Raw genomic sequence first — 20,205 nt, 5'->3', positions numbered from 1 at the left:
ACATTTATATTTCAGATTGTACAAATTACTGGACAGAGCACCTGGAAAATGATATAATATAGGCATGAATAATGGAATAACCGAGTATTTTGAAGATATTGAATTATATGAGGAATATGACGGCTATTTTTGCAGTATCCCCGATATCATTACAATAGCAATTCTTGGAAGTATCTGTGGACTTAGAAACATTCATCAGATTCATCAATGGGCGACAAATGACAGAGTAAGCGAATTCTTAAAGGAGAAATTCGGAATCGATCATGTCCCTTGCTATTATTGGATATTGAGCCTGCTGAAATATGTCAAGCCCGAATCGCTCAACCGCTGTTTTGCGGATTGGGTCTATTCATTCATGCCCGAAAAGTCCAAAAGTATGACGATCTCTCTTGACGGGAAAACTGTTTGTTCGACACTTAAAATGAGTAAGATCGAAAGTCCTCTGCACATCATCAGCGCACAGGTATGCGAACTTGGATTGACCCTGGCACAACGCAGCACGGACGATAAAAGCAACGAGATACCTGCGGTGCAGGAGCTTCTGAAAGAACTGAAAATAAAGGGTAATATAGTTGTTGCGGATGCACTGAACTGTCAGAAAGAAACTGCTGAGATTATCGTAAAACAAAAGGCAGATTATCTGCTTTGCGTTAAGGATAATCACCCAAATTTGAAGAAAGATATCGAGGATTATGTGCAGGACAGTTCTCTCAGAGACACTATGCAAACAGTTTCAAGAACGGAGAAAAACCGTGGCAGAGTTGAAACAAGGACAGCGTATGTAACAACAGATATCAACTGGCTGGAACAGAAAAAAGAGTGGAAAAATCTGAAGTGCATAGGAGCCATTCATACTGAGTTTTCAACGAAAAAAGGCACTTCGAGCGAATGGCACTATTACCTTTCAAGCCGCGAAATGACAGCGGAACAGCTCCTTCATCATGCAAGAATGGAATGGTCGGTTGAGTCAATGCACTGGCTGCTTGATGTTCATTTTGAAGAAGATTGGTGCAGAGTCGAAAACAAAGACGTTCAGCAATGCCTGAATATGTTCAGAAAAGCTGCGATAAATTTAATCAAGAACTTTAAAAATCGGAACAATTCTAAAGCCGCCATATCCAAACTTATGTTTGAATGTCTTATGGAGCCGCAGATGATTTCGAGGGTGATTTTTGTATTTATACTATTGACAATATACATGAGAATGTGATATCATATATATAAATAATTCATGTACTCTGTATTAAGTAAATATAAATAACAAAACAGTAAAATTAAGGAAAAATCATAGTCATAAGTCGGATAGTACTTATACAGATCCTGACAACAGGTAAATATCGCATTCCAACATATAAGCAACTGCTGTCAGTATCACCGGGGAGAGTGAGCATAATGAAGATCATATCCAGCGTGATAAAAAGTATATCAAAAAAAATGCTTTGTATTATAGCTTCTGCATTGATGCTGACAGCTGTACCGTCCACTGTAGTTCTGCACACCGGCGGTGATGCACTTTCTCCCGCAGAAGAACTTTCAGTAGACCCGACAGGCAAAGGCGACGGTTATTCGGCAGTGCTGTACGACAACACCTCGGGGCTTCCAACTTCGGAAGCAAATGATATCGTCGAGACCAGCGAGGGATTTATCTGGATAGGCAGCTACAGCGGACTTATACGATATGACGGCAATACCTTCGAGCGTATAGATTCAACAACAGGTATAGCCAGCGTTGTGAAGCTATTCGTAGATTCAAAGGACAGATTGTGGATAGGAACCAATGACAGCGGTGCTGCTGTTATGGAAAACGGAACATTCAAGATGTACAACAAGGACAATGGTCTGCGTTCACTGTCGATTCGCTCTATTGCAGAGGATAGCGACGGCAACATATATCTCGGTACTACACAGGGTGCAGCACTTATAGATACAAACGGTGATCTGACGATCATAGATGAACCCCAGCTGAACAATGAGTATATACGTATGCTTGAAAAAGGCATAGACGGTATAATATACGGTATTACTCTGGACGGTGCAGTGTTCACACTAAAGGATAAAAGGCTTAAAAGCTTCTGTGATGCTGAAAAGCTGGGAGTCGAGGATATACATACAATACTCCCCGACCCTTTGCGTGCAGGGTATATATACGTCGGCACAAAGGGTTCGGAGATATATCACGGCGAGCTTGAAAAAGGATTCAGTAATGTATCACCTACAGATATATCACCGCTGGGATATATCAATTCAATGTCTGCCACCGGTGATATGCTGTGGGTATGCACTGACAGCGGCATAGGCTTTGTGGAAAACGGAAAGTTCACACAGATAGAGAATACCCCATTCAACAACTCTGTCGAAGGCATGATGACCGACTATCAGAAAAACCTGTGGTTCGTATCCTCACAGCAGGGAGTCATGAAGATAGTACCCAATCAGTTCACTGATATTTTTGAAAAATACAAGCTGGATACAGAGGTAGTATACTCCACCTGTGCGACAGACGGAAAGCTGTTCATCGGCACAAAGAACAGCGGACTGCTGGTACTTACAAACGGAAAAAAAGTGGATACACTTCCCATTACATCATCGAGAAGTGCTTCGGGTGAAATATTCAATGACAGCGATCTTATCAGGCTGCTGCAGGGCTGCAAGATACGCTCGATAATACGTGACAGCAAAAACAGGCTCTGGTTCTCCACCTTCGGTGAACAGGGACTTCTTCGGTACGACAAGGGCAAGCTGATTAAATTCACAGAAAAAGACGGTCTTCCATCAAGCCGCGTCAGAACAGTTATCGAAAGGGCAGACGGATCATTCATCGCAATATACACAGGCGGTGCAGCGATAATAAAGGATGATAAGATCACCAAGGTATACGACGAGAGCGACGGCATAAGCAATACCGAGATACTTACAGCCGCCTCAGCCGAAAACGGTGATATCATACTCGGCACAGACGGCGGAGGGATATTCGTCATAGATGAAAGCTCGACCACCCATCTTGGCATTGATGACGGGCTTAACTCAGATGTCATCATGCGTATCAAGAAGGACAGAACGAAGGAGATATATTGGATAGTTACCAGCAATTCCCTGGCATACATGGATGCTGACTACAATATCACCACCATAAGAAAATTCCCATATTCAAACAATTTCGACCTGTACGAAAACAGCCGCGGCGATATGTGGATACTAAGCAGCAACGGCGTATACGTTGAAGATGTAGATACTCTGCTCGCCAACGAAGATATCTCTCCGATATATTACGGAAGGGACAACGGTCTTCACTGCATAACTACTTCAAATTCATACAGCGAGCTTACCGCAGACGGAGACCTGTATATCTCAGGCACAACAGGTGTGGCTAAGGTCAACATAGAAAAGGAATTTAACGATGTCAACCGCATAAAGCTCTCAGTTCCCTACGCTGAGGCTGACGGAGAAATGATATATCCCGATGAAAACGGAAACATCGTTATACCATCAAATGTCAAAAAGCTCACCATATACAGTTACGCCTATAACTATTCGCTTATAAATCCTCAGATAACCTACTGCCTTGAAGGTTTTGACAAACAGCCTGTCACAGTAAAGAGAAGCGAACTTGCACCTGTGGATTACACCAATCTTCGCGGCGGTACATACCGTTTTGTTATGCAGATAAAGGATCCGAGTGGAACAGGAGTCAAGGAGAAGGTCATAAATATAATAAAAAAGAAGGCTATATACGAACACATCTGGTTCATGCTGCTATGTCTTGCCGTTATGCTCACCGTGATAGTTCTGCTGATAAAGCTTTATATCGGCCGCAGGACTGAGCGTTTCCTCAAAAAGGAAAAAGAACAGAAGCAGCTCATCCGTGAGATAGTCGAAGCCTTCGCTAAAGTTATAGATATGAAGGACAAATACACCAACGGACATTCCTCACGCGTAGCAGAATACACCATGATGCTTGCCCGTGAGCTGGGGCTCGACGAAGAAACCATCGAGAAGTACTACAACATCGCCCTTCTGCACGATATAGGCAAAGTAGGTGTACCTGCCGAGGTGCTCAACAAGCCCGGCAAACTCACCGATAACGAGTTCAAGATAATCAAATCACACTCTGCGCTTGGATACAATACGCTGAAAGATATCAGCATAATGCCGGAGCTTGCCATAGGTGCGGGGGCACACCATGAGCGTCCAGACGGCAAGGGCTACCCCAAGGGACTCAAGGGCGATGAGATACCACGTGTAGCACAGATAATCGCAGTTGCCGATACCTTTGATGCCATGTATTCTGACAGACCGTACCGAAAGCGAATGAACTTCGATAAGGCTGTATCTATCATGAAAGAAGTCAGAGGCACCCAGCTGACAGAAGATGTTGTTGATGCTTTTCTGCGGCTGGTAGAAAAAGGTGAATTCCGCGCACCTGATGATGAGGGCGGCGGAACTACCGAGGATATCGACAACATACACAAACGTCTTGACAAAGAGGCAGTCCGAAAGGCATAAACTGATATCATACGTAAGAGTGCTGAAAAAAACAGCACTCTTATTTTGACCCTACACTTGCAAAGCAGTCAGAAAGGTGGTATAATTAATCTCATCAATAACAGGGAGAAGGATAATTTGAAAAACTTAAAAGGCAGTATAATGCTGATCATCACTGCCCTTATCTGGGGTACGGCTTTTGTGGCACAAAGCAAGGGCATGGACTACATCGGGCCATTCACGTATAATGCTCTGCGTACTTTGCTTGGCGGGATAGTTCTCATACCCGTGATAGCACTTTTCAGGCGGAGCAAAAGCACACAAAAAAACACACCGTCAAAAACAACCGTCAAAGGCGGGATCCTATGCGGTACAGTACTGTTCGCAGCAAGTTCACTGCAGCAGGCAGGTATAATCATGACCACCGCAGGCAAGGCAGGCTTCGTGACTGCACTTTACATAATAATAGTACCTGTACTTGGGCTTTTTCTTGGCAAACGCCCGAGGTCTGTCATCTGGATATGTGCCGCAGGTGCACTGGCAGGCTTCTACCTGCTGTGCATAAAGGAAGACTTTGCAGTATCCGTGGGTGACCTTCTGGTGCTTGCGGGGGCGGTATTTTTTGCTGTTCATATCATGGTGATCGACAAATTCAATGATATGGGTGCAGACGGCATGGTCATGGCTTGTTTACAATTTTTTACAGCAGGTACTATAATGCTGATATGTATGTTCATATTTGAAAAGCCTGTGCTTTCGTCAATATCCGATGCAAAGCTGACTATACTTTACACGGGCATAATGTCCTGCGGCGTTGCCTACACCTTGCAGATACTCGGTCAGCGGCAGACAGAACCTGCACGGGCAACTATGCTTATGAGTCTGGAATCGGTATTTGCAGCACTTTCAGGCTGGGTGATACTTAACGAAAAACTTTCTCCGCGTGAGATATGCGGATGTGCGCTTGTATTTTCAGCCGTACTGGCAGCACAGCTTTTATCTGCCGATAAAAAAGCAGAATAAAGCTTACGCATCAAATATCCTGCAACGACGACAAACGCCCCGCATTGTTATATGCAGGGCGTTCATCGGTCTTATATTTGAGTTTTATGAGAAAACTTATTTATTGCGGGTCATCATTTTTCGGATAGTTCAGAGATTATCTGTATAAATGAATCGACATCATTGAAATCCTTATACACAGATGCAAAGCGAACATAAGCAACATTATCCAGCTTTTTGAGTCCGCTGAGTACCATATCGCCTATCTCACCGGTGGTAGTTTCTGTCTGCATCTTGTTTGCGTATGTGTTTTCTATATCATCGACCAGATTAGTAACCTGTTCAACACTGACAGGACGCTTTTTTATAGCATTCTGAAGACCCTTTATCAGCTTCTGCCTGTCAAAAGGCTCAAAAGAGCCGTCTTTTTTGTATACCATCAGCAGCGGCTTCTCAACCACCTCATATGTGGTGAAGCGTCTGCCGCACTTTGGACACTCACGCCTTCTGCGCTTTTTGCCCTCACTCGGACGTGAATCTATTACTCTTGTATCCTCATAACTGCAAAAGGGACATCTCATAAATAAAACTCCTATTCCGATTTGATGAAGTACGTTTTTTTTCTCTAAAATACATTATAACACAGATTTTTTCAAATTTCAAGAGGTTTTTGAAATTTAGTATGAATTTTTTTGGACAGTGGATATTCAGACGTACAAAAAAAGCAAAAGCTTTGCACACCAAAGGTACGCAAAGCCTTTATCAAAAAGCCGGATATTATATAAATAAGCTACCCATTTAACACACCACCAAAGTGATATATAACAATGAAACATAGTGTGTCAGTGTGATAACCATATTATTTAATAATATAAGCCGCCGCACCGTGAGGCGGAAGGTCAATATGGATGCTGCGGATATTTTCTTTTATACTGCCGGTCCACAGCTCGGTGCAGCTTACAGGTTCATATATCTCCAGATCTGCAAGATCAAGTTCAAAGCAGCCTGCATTTTCACCTGAGTTGAATACCGCTGCGTACTGACCGTCTTCTGCGTTTACAGCCGTCCAGAGAATATGCTCACTGCCGCCGATATCCCTGCGCCATACCATGTGTGCATGACGTGAGAGCTTATTCATACCGATGATACCTGCATTCGTCAGCAGACCAAGAGTGAACTTATCGTTCTTTGTCAGCTCACCGCCTATCATCAGAGGAGAACGGAAAATACTCCACAAGGTCATCATAGTGCGCTGCTCGTCCTCAGTAAATTTAGTCCTGTTTTCCGGACTGTAATCCTGCAATATAGCTCCAACAGGCAGCATATCGGCATCAGGGTAATGTCCCGAGCCGCTGTGTATGCTCCATTTTTCACACCTTTCAAACATATTGTACAGCGACTCCCAGTTATCCCAGAAATCGTCAGTGATGCGCCACATATCAGCGGTCTGCTTATATACCTCGGACTTTTCAAGCAGAGCGGGACCGGGTGAAAGGCTCAGCACCATATCCCTGCCGCAGCTTCTCAGGCATTTGCTCAGCATAATAAGCTCGCTTTCCTCATGGGGTAGTTCACGGCAGATATCATCGCACTTGATGAAATCTACTCCCCATTCTGCATACAATGCAAAAATGCTCTTGTAGTATTCCTCTGCACCATCCTTGTCGGGGTCAACACCGTACATATCAGTATTCCACGCGCATATACTGTTCATCTTGGCTATCTCGCGTGCGGTCTTATCCGTCCCAAGCAGAGCAGTGTTCCTGTGGACAGCCTGTATTGGTATACCGCGCATGATATGTATACCGAATTTAAGTCCTAAAGAATGGACATATTCCGCAAGCGGAGCAAATCCTTTGCCTCCTGCTGATGACGGGAATCTGCCTTCATCAGGGATAAGGCGTGAATATTCATCCATACAAAGCTCGGTAAAATGGTTGTATTCATGGCTCTTAGCCTTCGGCTCATACCACTGTATATCGACCACAACGTACTCCCATCCGTACTGTTTAAGGTTTTCAGCTATATACTCGGCATTACGGCGCACCGTTTTCTCATCTACAGATGCTCCGTAGCAGTCCCAGCTGTTCCAGCCCATAGGCGGTGTTTTTACTATCATAGCGATACCTCCGTTCATTAGATCCATTACTGCTTAATTATATCATCGGATCAAATATCCGTCAATATATTATACTGCTTAAATTTTAACCAGCTTTTGCACAATATGTTAACCATTCACCTGCTACTTGACTTAATGCATAAAAAGGGGTATAATCATTTTGTAATACAGTATCCGGAGGAAAACAATGTTTGATAGATTTATTGAAAGCACCGCTGCTGCAGGCATCGCGCTGCACTGTGCTGAGATATCCTTTCACGGAAAGACAGTACTGAAGCGCTGCTTTAGCGAGGATAAATGTTACCCTGTCTACTCTGCCACAAAGTCGGTAACTTCAGCTGCTGTGCTCATGGCACAAGGTGAAGGCAGGCTGGATATCTCAGATAAGCTGTACAAATATCTGGATAAAAAATATTCAGATATCGTCCCTGATCCGTTCAGGGCACTGACATTCCGCGACTTCATGACCATGACATCAGCGCCTTACCCTTTTCGTCCGCAGGAGGTCAGCTCCCTTATTGAAGAACCAAATGAGGCTGACTGGCTGGAAAACATACTTCGCCTGCCTGTAGATTACAGCGACAGGGGCTTTCACTACTCAAATATACCTGCCTATCTTGTAAGTGCAGCCTGTGAAAACGCTGTGGGTATGCCGCTGGCAGAATACCTTCGTCCTCGGCTTTTTGAACCTCTCGGCTGGGGCAGACCCGTTTATCAGACCTCTCCCGAGGGGCATTTTTACGGTGCGACGGGTATGGAGCTCACTGTAAGTCAGCTTGCGCGACTGGGACAGCTTCTCATGCAGGAGGGTTCATGGCATGGTGAACAGCTTATCCCGAAAGAACTTGTCCGTGAAGCTGCCACTGCCCGTGTCAATACCGGAAAAGGCGGCTACGGATACTTTCTGTGGGTAAATGACAATACCTTTGCCATAAGCGGCAAATGGGGGCAGCGATGTGTAGTGTGCCCCGAAAAAGAGCTGATAGTGACCTATCTTTCACATCAGCCCGAAAGGAGCGGAGAGCTGGCAGATTTAGCACAGCGTTTCATTGACGAATTTCAGGAGGTCTGATAATGGTATACACAGTAACTTTCAACCCTGCCATTGACTACGTTGTTCACATGGATGCATTCAGGGCAGGTGAGGTCAACCGTACAACAGCTGAGGAAATGTATTTCGGCGGCAAGGGAATAAATGTTTCGGCTGTACTCAAAGAACTTGGAGTGCAGTCGCGTGCACTGGGTTTCACTGCAGGCTTCACGGGAGAAGCCATTGAAAAGGGCGTTGCAGCTATGGGTATTGAGGCTGATTTCGTCAGGCTGCCGAAGGGTGATTCACGCATAAATGTCAAGATAAAGGCTTCGGAGGAATCTGAGATAAACGCTCAGGGGCCCGATATCGATGAGATCTCTCTGGAAAAGCTTTTTGAGAAGACCGATGCTGTAAAGGACGGTGACACACTGGTCCTGGCCGGCAGTATCCCTGCTAGTCTTCCCCGAGATATCTACGAGCGTATCCTGGCACGTCTTGAAGGCAGAGATATAAAGACCGCTGTTGATGCCACGGGCAAGCTTCTGATGAATGTACTGAAATACAAGCCCTTTGTGGTAAAGCCAAATAATTTTGAACTCGGTGAGATGTTCGGCGTTACCCTGACTTCCACCGAGGATATAATAGAATATGCCGGCAGACTGCAGAAACTCGGCGCTCAGAACGTTCTTGTATCTATGGCAGGTGACGGTGCAATACTGCTCGATAAGAACGGAAAGACCCACATCTGCGGAGTGTGCCGCGGCACTGTGAAAAATTCAGTAGGTGCAGGAGATTCCATGCTGGCAGGATTTATAGCAGGGTCAGCAGAAGGCGACTATGAATACGCCATTAAGCTCGGTACTGCAGCAGGCGGTGCTACAGCATTCTCTGACGGTCTTGCATCATCTGCACTCATATCAGAACTGCTCGGACAGCTATGACCATGTAATTAAAAACATATAAATTATCCCCGACCTGTATACTTTCACAAGTCGGGGAATTATTATTTGCTTATTTGCACACTTCGCTCATAACGATATTTTCGGCTTCCACCATTGAAAGCGGTCTGCCCCAGATGAAGCCCTGTATGTAATCGCATCCGATCTCTTTAAGGGTCTCAAGCTGGTCTTCCTTTTCAACGCCTTCTGAGATAACATCGTATTTCATGATATGACCGATGGAGATTATAGCTGCTACATACTGCTTTGAAGATCTGTTGGTATTCATATTGTCGATGAACGACTTATCGACCTTCAGAAGATCTGCAGGGAAATTGTAAAGATAGCTGAGCGAAGAATAGCCCGTACCAAAATCATCTATGGCTATCTTTATGCCCATCTTCTTGATCTCGTTTATGCACTGGAGAGCCTTTTCTGCCGAATCTATAAGCACCGATTCTGTTATCTCTATCTCCAGCTGCCCTGCAGGGATACCGCTTGATGTTATTATCGAAATGACTTCATCAAGAAAATCGTTCTTCATCAGGTGTCTGACGGAGATATTTATACTCAGTGTGATATTGGCACCCGTTTTCCTTACAAGCTCACCGAAAAATTTTGCTGACTGCCTGAACACACAAAGATCCACCTTGTCTACCAGCCCTACCTTTTCAGCCACGGGGATAAATTCTGATGGTTTTATATCATTACCGTCTGCATCCTTCATTCGTGCCAGTGCTTCAAATCCGCGCAGTTGGTATGACATATCATACTGCGGCTGCAGTTCAAAGAATATTGAATCATCATCCAGTGCTTTTCTTATCTTGCGCTCGATATCCAGGGTGCGTTCCAGCTTGAGCTGTTCCTTGAAGAATCTGAGTATGCATTCGCTGCTGTTGAGCCTTTTGACCTCATGCATAGCAGCATCGGCATAAGTAAACAGATGATCTATATTATCCGTATCATTGGGATAAAAGGCATAGCCGAAGCTTCCCCTTATATAGAAATCACAGTCATCTATGGTTATCTTTTTTTCTAGCCGTTCACGATAAAGCTTTATCGTAGCAGCTATGTCTTTCTCGTAATAGTAGCCTCGTATTATCAGGGTGAATTCATCATCGCCCTGTCTGGTCACAAAATCCAGAGTACCAGTTTCTCCGCTTTCTGCCAAAGCTTTCCATCTTTCAGCTATGGTCACAAGTACCTTGTTGCCGTTTTCATGTCCCATAGTGTCATTGATGCTTTTGAAATTATTCAGATCTATTGACACCACCGCAAATCTTTCATTCTGTTTCAACAGAGAGTCTACCAGCTCACGGCAGGCAAATCTGTTCGGCAGACCAGTAAGCCTGTCCGTTACTGCCTGATCCCTTATCTTTTCCTGAAAGCGCTCTATCCTCACATTATTTATGTATATTATCAGCAAAGCGATTATCGTAAGGACATTCGTAAACACCCCGGGCAGACTCTGCAGATTATCATGCTTGAATATTCCGACCAAAAGCGATGGAAACTGCAGCCCGGTCAGAACGATGGCTGATATGAATCCCACTTTCTTGAAATACACCGCCATGAATATAGCCAGTATGTTCACCAGTGCCGAGAACACACCTGCAAAAGCATACATACCTATTTCAGTACCTGCGACATTCATCACCTTATGTGACCCTGCTGACATACTTACTATCAGCGATACCCCTATATACGATATGAGCAATAACACAAAGAGACTTTTGGATGCTTTTTTGCCTCCCGAAAGATCCTCCAGCGTATTCTGTAAATTATTTGTAGCCTTATTTTCATGTTTCATTGTGTACACCTCGATAAAATCCACGATATTTTTGCTGTTTTTTAAATTCTCCTATCCGTGTTTTCTTTCTTGGTGTTCCATATTAAAGCCTCTGGTCTTAAACATTTTCCCTGTCATAATACCGCGGGAACCGTTGTTTACTGGAACTTTGTTTACATCACCATATCTTCCGACATTGTACTTGACGGATACGATACAGGTCATAGTAGAAAAACTGTCTGCCAACTCCTGAAGAATCATTACTATCACTTCCCTATGCATCATTATCTGAAAATATTTCACCCATATCCTGACACAGAACTTTACCACCACATTTATATCAGGCTTACATACCCTATACTATTATACAGCAAAGCAGAAAAAAAGTCAATCAAAAATAACATATGATCAATATAATAAATATAATATTTTCATATTCAGCACAAATTTCACTTATATATCATATACGTTGTATTGCATATTGTATATTTCATATTATCGTACTTTTGCTGTCATCATCACAAATAATCCTGAAAAAAATACATATCAGCCGCTTTACATTCGATTAATAATGTGTTATAATCATTACTGTGACTATACACAGGTCAGAAAAATGGAGGTATTTTTAAAATGTTTATCAGACCAACAAAACGTATCGCTTCTGCCGCCGCAGCATCGGTACTGTTTTTGAACAGCGCTGCACCCTTGTGTGTATTTGCGGGACAGCAGCTCGGGCAGACAGATTTCGATGACGGAGTAGGACTTCCCTGGCACATTTGTGAATCAAGAACAGCCGAAATGGACTTCGATATCTCTGACGGGAAATACAAAATAACCATCGTGAACCCTGGCGGTGCCTCAAACGGCGGTGAAGACAGGTGGGACTGCCAGTTCCGCCACAGAGGACTGAAGATAGTATCGGGACATCAGTACAAGGTATCCTACGAGATAACGCCTTCAAAGAGCGGCAAATACTATACCAAGATAGGCAACCTTGACGGCGATGTTGAGGTATGGCACAATATGTCCAACGGTTATGACCTTGACGGAACATGGGACCCGATACCAATAAGCGCAAAGGAGACAAAAAAGGTGGAACTCACCTTTACCGCAAGCCAGTCCCTTGATGTTGCCGAATGGGCATTCCATCTGGGCGGTGACGGTCAGTATACTCAGGGCGGATGCTTCCCTGCGGGCACTGAGATAACCTTTGATAATATGTCGCTCATAGACCTTACAAGTGACGAGAACGATTATCAGGTACCCGAGAAATGGGTACGTGCGGATATCCTCACAAATCAGGTGGGTTATTTTGCAAAGCGTGAAAAGAAAGCAACTCTCCTGTGCACCGATAAGGACGCAATCGGCTTTGAGGTGGTTGACGATTCGGGCAAGACAGTTTATGAGGGCAAAAGTGAATATTTCGGCTACGATGAGGATTCTGAGGACACTGTTCATATCATAGACTTTTCAGAGCTTGATGAGAGCGGAACTTTCCATATAGAAGCTGACAACGGTGCTGAGAGCCGAGAATTTAAAGTATTCGCGGCGGATGAAGTCAGCGATTACTCGGCACTGCTGTATGATTCGCTGAATTATTTCTACCAGAACCGCAGCGGCATCGAGATAGAGAGCGAGTATATAAGTTCTGGTGACAAATCAGACCTTGCCCGTGCGGCCGGACATACCTCTGATGATGCCGAGATACAGCACACATGGGGTTACAGCGCAACAAGCGGCAGAGTCGATGTGACAGGCGGCTGGTACGATGCGGGCGACCACGGCAAGTATACCGTAAACGGCGGACTTTCCCTGTGGATGCTGCAGAACCTCTACGAGTTTTTTGTATATACCGGTAATGAAGATATATTCGCTGACGGTTCAATGATAATACCAGAAAGCGGCAACGGCTTCCCCGACCTGCTGGACGAAGCAAGGTGGGAAATGGAATGGATGCTGAAAATGCAGCTAGATACCAGCGAATACGAGGGCATGGCTTACCACAAGGCTCACGATGAGACCTGGACAGGTCTTGGAGTTGCCCCTGCGGACGATGACAAGAACAGGATAATCAAGCCGCCTACCACAGCGGCAACGCTGAATCTTGCTGCCTGCGCGGCACAGTCTGCAAGACTTTGGGAAGACCTCGACAGTGATTTCGCGGATACCTGCCTTGAAGCTGCCGAGAAAGCCTACGCGGCGGCTAAAAAGCACCCCGAGATGTACGCTCCCCTCGATGAGAGCGTGGGCGGCGGTGCTTACGGAGATAATGACGTTGAAGATGAATTCTACTGGGCTGCCATGGAGCTTTATGCTGCCACAGGGGAGAAGGATTACCTGAAGGATGCAGAGAAGTCAGACTACTATATGTCGGTGCCTGTTTCTATGGGCAGCGGCGAGAGTGTTGACAGCACAGGTACTTTCGACTGGGGAAATACCGCAGCACTGGGTACATTTACGGCACTGCTGAACGAGAACACCTTCGATGATGCGGACGAAGCTGAAAAGTCACTGAGAGAAGCAGCTGACCACTATATCACTTTAGAAGAAAAGCAGGGCTACGGGCTTCCCTACGGGCAGAGCACCCTTAGCTACAACGACAGCGACAAGGGATACCTCTGGGGCTCGAACTCATTCGTAGCAGATAACGCAATCGTACTTGCTTATGCGGCTGTACTCAACGAGGACGACAGCTATACTGACGGTGCATTACAGGGTCTTGACTATCTGCTTGGACGAAATGCTATGGACTATTCCTATGTTACGGGCTACGGCAGTCACACCACGGAAAATCCACATCACCGCTGGTGGTCAAACCAGATAGATGACAAATTCCCGAAAGCGCCCTGCGGAGTACTCTCGGGCGGACCAAACTCGGGTATGCAGGACCCCTGGGTAAAGGGCATGGGTTGGAAAAAAGGCGAGATAGCTCCCCAGAAGTGCTATGTTGACTCCATAGAAGCATGGAGCTGCAACGAGTGTACTATAAACTGGAACGCTTCACTTGCATGGCTCACAGCCTTCTCTGCACTTAACGCCGACATAAAACCCGGCGAGGGAGGCAAAGACATAGGAAAAGAAAACAACGGCGGTGATGCTGAGCCTGCTGAAAAGTCCACCTATGACGAAGAAAAGGCTGACAAAAACAAGGCTGAGAACAAAACAAAGAAATCCGCGAGTGATGATGATGAGAATACTGACGCTAACACCAAAGAAAATATAAAGGCAGGCAGTGACAGCAAGATACTTTTCATAGGGCTTATTGCAGGGGCTGTTATAATACTTGTAGTAGCCACCGAGATATTCATATACAAGATGACCAAGCTGAAAATGCAGAATCAAAACAAAGAATGACCGCTGAAAAGCGGAAAGGAAAAACCGCCGATCCTACAAACGGATCGACGGTCTTTCTTTATTATCATGAACTATCGCAATTACTTAATAGTAACAGTTATAGCGTTCTTGATAGGATCGGCTGTGTTCCACTTTCCACCTACTCTTGCCGCAACGGCTACCTTGTAGGTCATGCCGGGGGTGAGGTTCTTGGGTGTTACAAAGCTGTTGGTTGTGATGTTGGAAGTCTGAACTCTCCACTTGCCTGCCAGATATACAGCTATGCCGTACTTGTCAGCACCCTGTACCTTGTCCCATGTGAACTGTACCTGATGATACTGAGTGTTGTAATTAGCCTTAACGTTCTTAGGATAATCATCAGTGTTGGAAGTTGTCTGCTTGGGAGTTACAGTGATAGCATTGGAATAATCATTAGTCCATGCATTATTGACTCTTGCAACGACAGCTACCTTGTAGTTAGTACCATAGGTCAGACCTGTCCAGTTATAGGAAGTGCCTGTTGTTTCGGCAACCTGCTTCCAGGAACCGTTAACGTTCTGGTATACAGCATACTTATCAGCGTTGCTTATCTTGTTCCAGCTGAGGTTTGCACCACCTTCAACAGCAGTGTACGAAACCTTGATGCTCTGAACAACAGGTGTATCATTGTTAACATTACCAGGAGATTTCTTTCCGCCGTCAAGGTTGCTGCCCTCAGTAGATGAATACTTTGAATAGAACTCATTCAGGGAGATACCGTTCTTACCCAGTGCTACCTGATGGTCAAGACCGATGTACTTGCCGGAAGTAGCTGTCTGCCAGAGAGCCTTCTCGAAGAGCTCATACTTAGGCTCGTTCCACTTGATAGATGTACCGCTGCCTGCCATGAATCCAAGACCATCCCAGAGTCCGCCTGTATCGCCGGAGTTCGTATTGAGGCACCAGAATGTATGGCTGATGTGGTGCTTGATCATGTAGTCACGAAGAAGAGTCATCCACTTCTGGTTCTCCTTGCCGTCCATATGACCGCCCCACTCACCGATAAGCTCAGGACCTATCTCTTCAGCATTGATATATGCCCATGTATCATACCAGTAATCTTTCAGAAGAGTTTCCTCTGTAAAATCCTTATTGAACCATGTCTGTGCATAAACAGAAGGGCCGTAGTCATGAGGCGAGTAAACTATCTGAGATGTACCATGCTCGGGCTTGATAGGATACTTTCTTGCGCCGCGGAAGTTACCGCCCCACCATGCGCCAATGTAAGGTGAGTTGTCTCTTCTGTCGGGCATACCCCAGTAGTCGCCTGCCTGAGCGCCGCTCATCGACTGCTCAACACCTTCAACGAGTATGAGTGCATTGGGGTTAACGTCAAGTATAGCGTCTGCGCATCTTGTCGCAGCATAAGCCCAGTTGTTCTCATCCTTGGAACCGTCCCACTTAGCTGCTTCATCGCCTTCCTGACCCTTGCCGTGAGGCTCGTTCTTGAGGTCATAAGCGAGAAGTGTGTCATCATTCTTATACTTGTCAGCAAGCCATACCAGTGACTCTATCCATACATCAGTAGTTACGCCTGCCTTGCCATACCAGAGGTTGTAGTTATGACCTGAATTGTCAGTATGTGGGCTGTGAACATCGATGAAAGCCTTGATACCGTACTTCTTGCATTTCTGCATCATGATATCGAATACTTCCATACTGTTCTTTGCTGTTTTTCCGTCTGCTTCGCAGAAGTCAGCATTGATGGTGTAAGCAGGGTCTGTGTTGCAGGAGAAGCTGCTTACGGGCATTGGCTTGCCCTTCATCCATGAAACGAGAAGCTCGGAAGAAACAGGGAAACGGATAATGTTGATGCCGCGGTCTGCTATCTCTTTCAGACAGTCATCAGCGTCAGCACTCCAGAGGTAGTGAGGGCAAGCCTCGCTGCAGTTGAAACCGAACCAGTTTGCACCGGTCAGCCATACCTCGTTGCCGTTTTTGTCGTAAAGTCTGCTGCCCTTTGCCTGCAGCCAGTCGTCGTTGCAGTCATCTGTTGTTGCAGCTACTGCAGGTGTTGTTGTGACTGCCGACAACGCCGGTACCGCACCTGTCACAGACAGTGCAGCTACCGATGCAATGGCAGCCATTCTTCTGATAATACTTTTCATGATATATTCCCCTCTCGATGATACCGTTCGGTTATTGTACTATTACAGTACTATGGTATCTTACGGATTTATTTTAACACCCCAATGAATAAATGTCAATAGGGGGCGTTGTAAAAAATCAACATAAAGACATTGTATCGCCTAAACTTTTTGTTAATATATTATACAGCCGCCATATTATAAACAAATTTGCATATTTTCATCCAAAGTTATAACAAATTAATTTTTTAACTGTTTTGCATCAAACAACCTGCCTGTGAAATTTTATATACAACCCTTGACAAATCTGACAAAGTAGTGTATAATAGTATAGCTGTTAAACAATTGACAGTGCTGATATACGCTGGTGTAGCACAGCTGGTAGTGCAGCTCATTCGTAATGAGCAGGTCGCAGGTTCGAGTCCCGTCACCAGCTTACCACTCTTGGATAATCCAAGGGTGGTTTTTTATTGCTAATATCGCAGTAAAGATGCGGTCGCCGATTCCCAAGTCCGTGAACATCATGTTCGCGGATTTTTTGTTTTCACCGCGACAAATATCTGCCAAAAAGGAGATATGAAATTTATATATTTTTACAAAGCTTGTAACAGAATCTTGACAAACACAGAAAATTTTGATATCATATTGATATCAAAATATATAATCTCAAACAAAAGAGAACAACAAACGGAGGTCAGCTTATGGAAAACAAAGCGATACTTGAAATAATGAACTACACAAAGATCTACGGCGAGGGAAAAAAAGCTGCGGATAATGTCACCCTTACTGTTGAAAGCGGAGATATCTACGGATTCATCGGGCACAACGGTGCAGGCAAATCTACTACCATACGCGCTGTTGTGGGTGTGCTCGATTTCACCGAGGGGGACATATTCATAGACGGTCATTCCGTGAAGACCGAACCTATGGAATGCAAAAAAGTCACAGCCTATATCCCAGATAATCCCGACCTCTACGAGAATCTCACCGGCATACAGTACCTGGATTTCATCGCTGATGTTTTCGGAATAAGCGGTACTGAACGTGCAGAACGCATAAAGGACTATGCCGATATGTTTGAGATAACAGAATCTCTTGGCGACCTTATAAGCTCCTATTCCCACGGTATGAAGCAGAAGCTCGCCATTATATCGGCACTTATACACGAACCTAAACTGATGGTGCTTGACGAACCCTTTGTAGGCCTTGATCCCAAAGCGACCTTCACCCTCAAACAGATAATGCACGATATATGTTCCAGAGGAACAGCGATATTCTTTTCCACCCATGTACTGGACGTTGCCGAAAAGCTGTGCAACAAGGTAGCTATAATCAAGCAGGGCAAGCTCATCGCACAGGGTACTATGGAAGAACTCACAAAGGGCTGTTCGCTGGAGGATGTTTTCCTGGAGGTAGCTGATGAATAAAAATATCCTATTACTCAAAACACTTATGAAGTCCACAAGCAGCATCAACATATACAAACACTGCAAGGACAACAAAAAACGCGGCAGGATAGTTGGCAGCATCATAGGAGCTTCAATGCTTTATCTCATGCTGATGTGCTACTGTATTTTTACCTGCATAGGCTACGGTAAATTCGGATTGACCGCATTTATCCCTGATATGTGCGCCATGGTCATATCCCTTCTGGCTTTCGTATTTACGCTGTTCAAAACAAACGGCTATCTCTTCGGTTTTAAGGAGTACGATATGCTGATGTCGCTCCCCTTTGCACCCGGTACGATCGCAGCGTGCAAGTTCATGTATATGTATATAAAAAGCCTGCCATGGTATATGAGCGTTTCGCTCTCGATGATGGCAGGATACGGGATATATGAAAAGCCCCCTTTTATCGTATATCCCATCTGGCTGATCCTCTCCCTTGTAATGCCGGTAATACCAATGCTTGCGGCGGCATTCATCGGCTTCATTATAGCAAGGCTGGGTTCAGGCTTCAAAAACAAGAACATCGCACAGACTGTCATCACAATGATCTTCATAGGGCTGATGTTCTTCCTGAGATTCTTCCTTGAAGATATGTTCAAAAACAACAAGACAGAAGATGTGCTCAACACCGTATCCGCCACTACATCAAAGGTCAGCAGTATCTATATGCCGATGAAGTGGTTCAGCACCGCTGTTACAAAGCCACATATACTGTACGCTCTCCTTTTCATATCAGTAACGGCTGTTCTGTTCGTTGTGACTTTCATACCCGTAGGCAGGTCGTACCGCAGGATAAATTCAGCCCTGCGTTCACACGCGGCTTCAGGCGGATTCGTAATGAAGGAACAGAAACAGCATTCCCTCGTAAATGCCATAGCTTTCAAGGAATTCAAGCGCATGACAGGTTCTGTGGTATACATGACAAACGCAATGATCGGCGAAATAATGTGCTTTGCGGCAGGCGCAGCTGCCCTGTTCATCGACCCGCAGAAGGTCATAAAAGCCGTAGCAAAAGATGCCCCCATGACCGTTGAGATGCTGATACCCGCCATACCTTTTATAGCCTACTTCTTCGTGGGTATGATAGCTACAACTGCTTTCACCCCCTCCCTTGAAGGCAAAAACTACTGGATAGTGCAAAGTCTTCCCATAAGCAAAAAGACACTGTATCAGGGCAAGATGCTTTTTAATATGTATATTACAGTACCATTTGCCGTTTTCGCCGTACTGACATTCAGTATATGCACAAAGGCTTCATTTCTGACTACAATACTTCACATCATACTTGTGGTATGCCTGTGTGCTTTCTCGACCTCCCGGGGCTGTGTGTGCGGCATAAAGCATATGCGTCTTGACTGGGAGAACGAGGTCGAGGTCATCAAGCAGGGTGCGGCAGTTGCCATATATATGTTCCCGAATATGTTCGCAACAATGGGACTGGTTGTACTGTCCGTCTTTCTCGGCACCAAGATATCCGTTGATATTGCCACTCTGGTGATGATAGCATCAGTATCGGCTGCAGCGCTGCTTTCGTACCGAAAAGTCATCACTTTGTCAAAGGACTAAGTGAAACAAACATAGTATAAATTCTTACTGTATATTCACAAAGCTGCATGAACATTTTTGTCCGTGCAGCTTTTCTTTTTTTCTGTGGACATCACGATCTGCAGTAGTACATAAAAGGTCTTAACATGCATGGCTATAACAAATTTCACATTTGTATTATTAATTTATATAAACTTTTTAGCTTATGCAATAATCAGAAAAAGGCATATAAAATTATTATCTTATAAAAGTTTATTAATCAATAAAATTATTTAATTATTAACATTTAGTACATGAAATTTCATAGATATGGGCATATTCGTGTGCTATAATGCCCATATAATGTAGGATTTGTTAAATTATTTTATGTTATTTTATATAAGGAGGAG

At 44.7% G+C, this 20,205-nt stretch carries 13 protein-coding genes and 1 tRNA gene; 9 read left to right on the top strand and 5 right to left on the bottom strand.

The window, feature by feature from the left end; all coding sequences use genetic code 11:
• Positions 1 to 64: 64 nt before the first annotated feature.
• The 3 genes from RUMAL_RS21230 to RUMAL_RS05365 all read left to right on the top strand — a co-directional run bounded on the left by RUMAL_RS21230 (position 65) and on the right by RUMAL_RS05365 (position 5,505).
• The gene (locus RUMAL_RS21230) at positions 65 to 1,210 is read left to right on the top strand and encodes an ISAs1 family transposase (RefSeq protein ID WP_013497763.1); all 1,146 of its coding nucleotides are present in this window, start codon (positions 65 to 67) and stop codon (positions 1,208 to 1,210) included.
• 182 nt (positions 1,211 to 1,392) lie between these two features.
• A complete protein-coding gene (locus RUMAL_RS05370; protein ID WP_013497762.1) occupies positions 1,393 to 4,503 on the top strand; it encodes an HD domain-containing phosphohydrolase in 3,111 nt (1,036 codons plus the stop codon).
• A 117-nt stretch (positions 4,504 to 4,620) separates the two neighbouring features.
• Positions 4,621 to 5,505 carry a DMT family transporter gene (locus RUMAL_RS05365; RefSeq protein ID WP_013497761.1) on the top strand — a complete coding sequence of 295 codons (885 nt, stop codon included), beginning with the start codon at positions 4,621 to 4,623 and terminating at the stop codon, positions 5,503 to 5,505.
• 113 nt (positions 5,506 to 5,618) lie between these two features.
• Here the strand turns inward: RUMAL_RS05365 and nrdR are convergent, their stop codons facing one another.
• Positions 5,619 to 6,065 carry a transcriptional regulator NrdR gene (gene nrdR, locus RUMAL_RS05360; protein ID WP_013497760.1) on the bottom strand — a complete coding sequence of 149 codons (447 nt, stop codon included), beginning with the start codon at positions 6,063 to 6,065 and terminating at the stop codon, positions 5,619 to 5,621.
• Between the two features lie 278 nt (positions 6,066 to 6,343).
• Positions 6,344 to 7,603 carry a glycoside hydrolase family 27 protein gene (locus tag RUMAL_RS05355; RefSeq protein ID WP_013497759.1) on the bottom strand — a complete coding sequence of 420 codons (1,260 nt, stop codon included), beginning with the start codon at positions 7,601 to 7,603 and terminating at the stop codon, positions 6,344 to 6,346.
• A gap of 187 nt (positions 7,604 to 7,790) precedes the next feature.
• On the opposite strand from RUMAL_RS05355, the gene RUMAL_RS05350 reads away from it, so the two are divergent.
• Together RUMAL_RS05350 and pfkB are read left to right on the top strand one after the other, a co-directional pair.
• On the top strand, positions 7,791 to 8,675 hold the full coding sequence (locus RUMAL_RS05350; protein ID WP_013497758.1) for a serine hydrolase domain-containing protein: 885 nt from the start codon (positions 7,791 to 7,793) through the stop codon (positions 8,673 to 8,675).
• A gap of 2 nt (positions 8,676 to 8,677) precedes the next feature.
• Positions 8,678 to 9,577, top strand: coding sequence for a 1-phosphofructokinase (pfkB, locus tag RUMAL_RS05345; RefSeq protein WP_013497757.1), 900 nt, complete (start codon positions 8,678 to 8,680; stop codon positions 9,575 to 9,577).
• A gap of 70 nt (positions 9,578 to 9,647) precedes the next feature.
• On the opposite strand, the gene RUMAL_RS05340 is transcribed toward pfkB, so the two are convergent.
• Positions 9,648 to 11,384 carry a putative bifunctional diguanylate cyclase/phosphodiesterase gene (locus RUMAL_RS05340; protein ID WP_013497756.1) on the bottom strand — a complete coding sequence of 579 codons (1,737 nt, stop codon included), beginning with the start codon at positions 11,382 to 11,384 and terminating at the stop codon, positions 9,648 to 9,650.
• A 51-nt stretch (positions 11,385 to 11,435) separates the two neighbouring features.
• On the bottom strand, positions 11,436 to 11,624 hold the full coding sequence (locus RUMAL_RS05335; RefSeq protein WP_013497755.1) for a hypothetical protein: 189 nt from the start codon (positions 11,622 to 11,624) through the stop codon (positions 11,436 to 11,438).
• Between the two features lie 369 nt (positions 11,625 to 11,993).
• Between RUMAL_RS05335 and RUMAL_RS05330 the strand changes: the two genes are divergently transcribed.
• A complete protein-coding gene (locus RUMAL_RS05330; RefSeq protein ID WP_013497754.1) occupies positions 11,994 to 14,717 on the top strand; it encodes a glycoside hydrolase family 9 protein in 2,724 nt (907 codons plus the stop codon).
• Positions 14,718 to 14,797: 80 nt separating this feature from the next.
• Here RUMAL_RS05330 and RUMAL_RS05325 read toward each other — a convergent pair whose 3' ends face one another.
• On the bottom strand, positions 14,798 to 16,843 hold the full coding sequence (locus tag RUMAL_RS05325) for a cellulase family glycosylhydrolase (RefSeq protein ID WP_013497753.1): 2,046 nt from the start codon (positions 16,841 to 16,843) through the stop codon (positions 14,798 to 14,800).
• 342 nt (positions 16,844 to 17,185) lie between these two features.
• Here RUMAL_RS05325 and RUMAL_RS05320 point away from each other — a divergent pair.
• From RUMAL_RS05320 to RUMAL_RS05310, 3 genes are all read left to right on the top strand, one after another.
• Positions 17,186 to 17,258, top strand: a tRNA-Thr gene (locus tag RUMAL_RS05320).
• Positions 17,259 to 17,538: 280 nt separating this feature from the next.
• Positions 17,539 to 18,249, top strand: a complete 711-nt coding sequence (locus RUMAL_RS05315; RefSeq protein WP_028504286.1) for an ABC transporter ATP-binding protein — start codon at positions 17,539 to 17,541, stop codon at positions 18,247 to 18,249.
• Entirely contained in the window at positions 18,242 to 19,837 is a 1,596-nt protein-coding gene (locus RUMAL_RS05310; RefSeq protein ID WP_013497751.1) for a putative ABC transporter permease subunit, read from the top strand. The genes RUMAL_RS05315 and RUMAL_RS05310 overlap by 8 nt, the downstream gene beginning before the upstream one ends.
• The last annotated feature ends 368 nt before the right edge of the window (positions 19,838 to 20,205 follow it).

Source organism: Ruminococcus albus 7 = DSM 20455, assembly GCF_000179635.2.
Lineage (GTDB): Bacteria > Bacillota > Clostridia > Oscillospirales > Ruminococcaceae > Hominimerdicola > Hominimerdicola alba.
The sequence above is the reverse complement of the archived record's forward strand: the minus strand, read 5'-3'. Positions and strand labels throughout refer to the sequence as shown.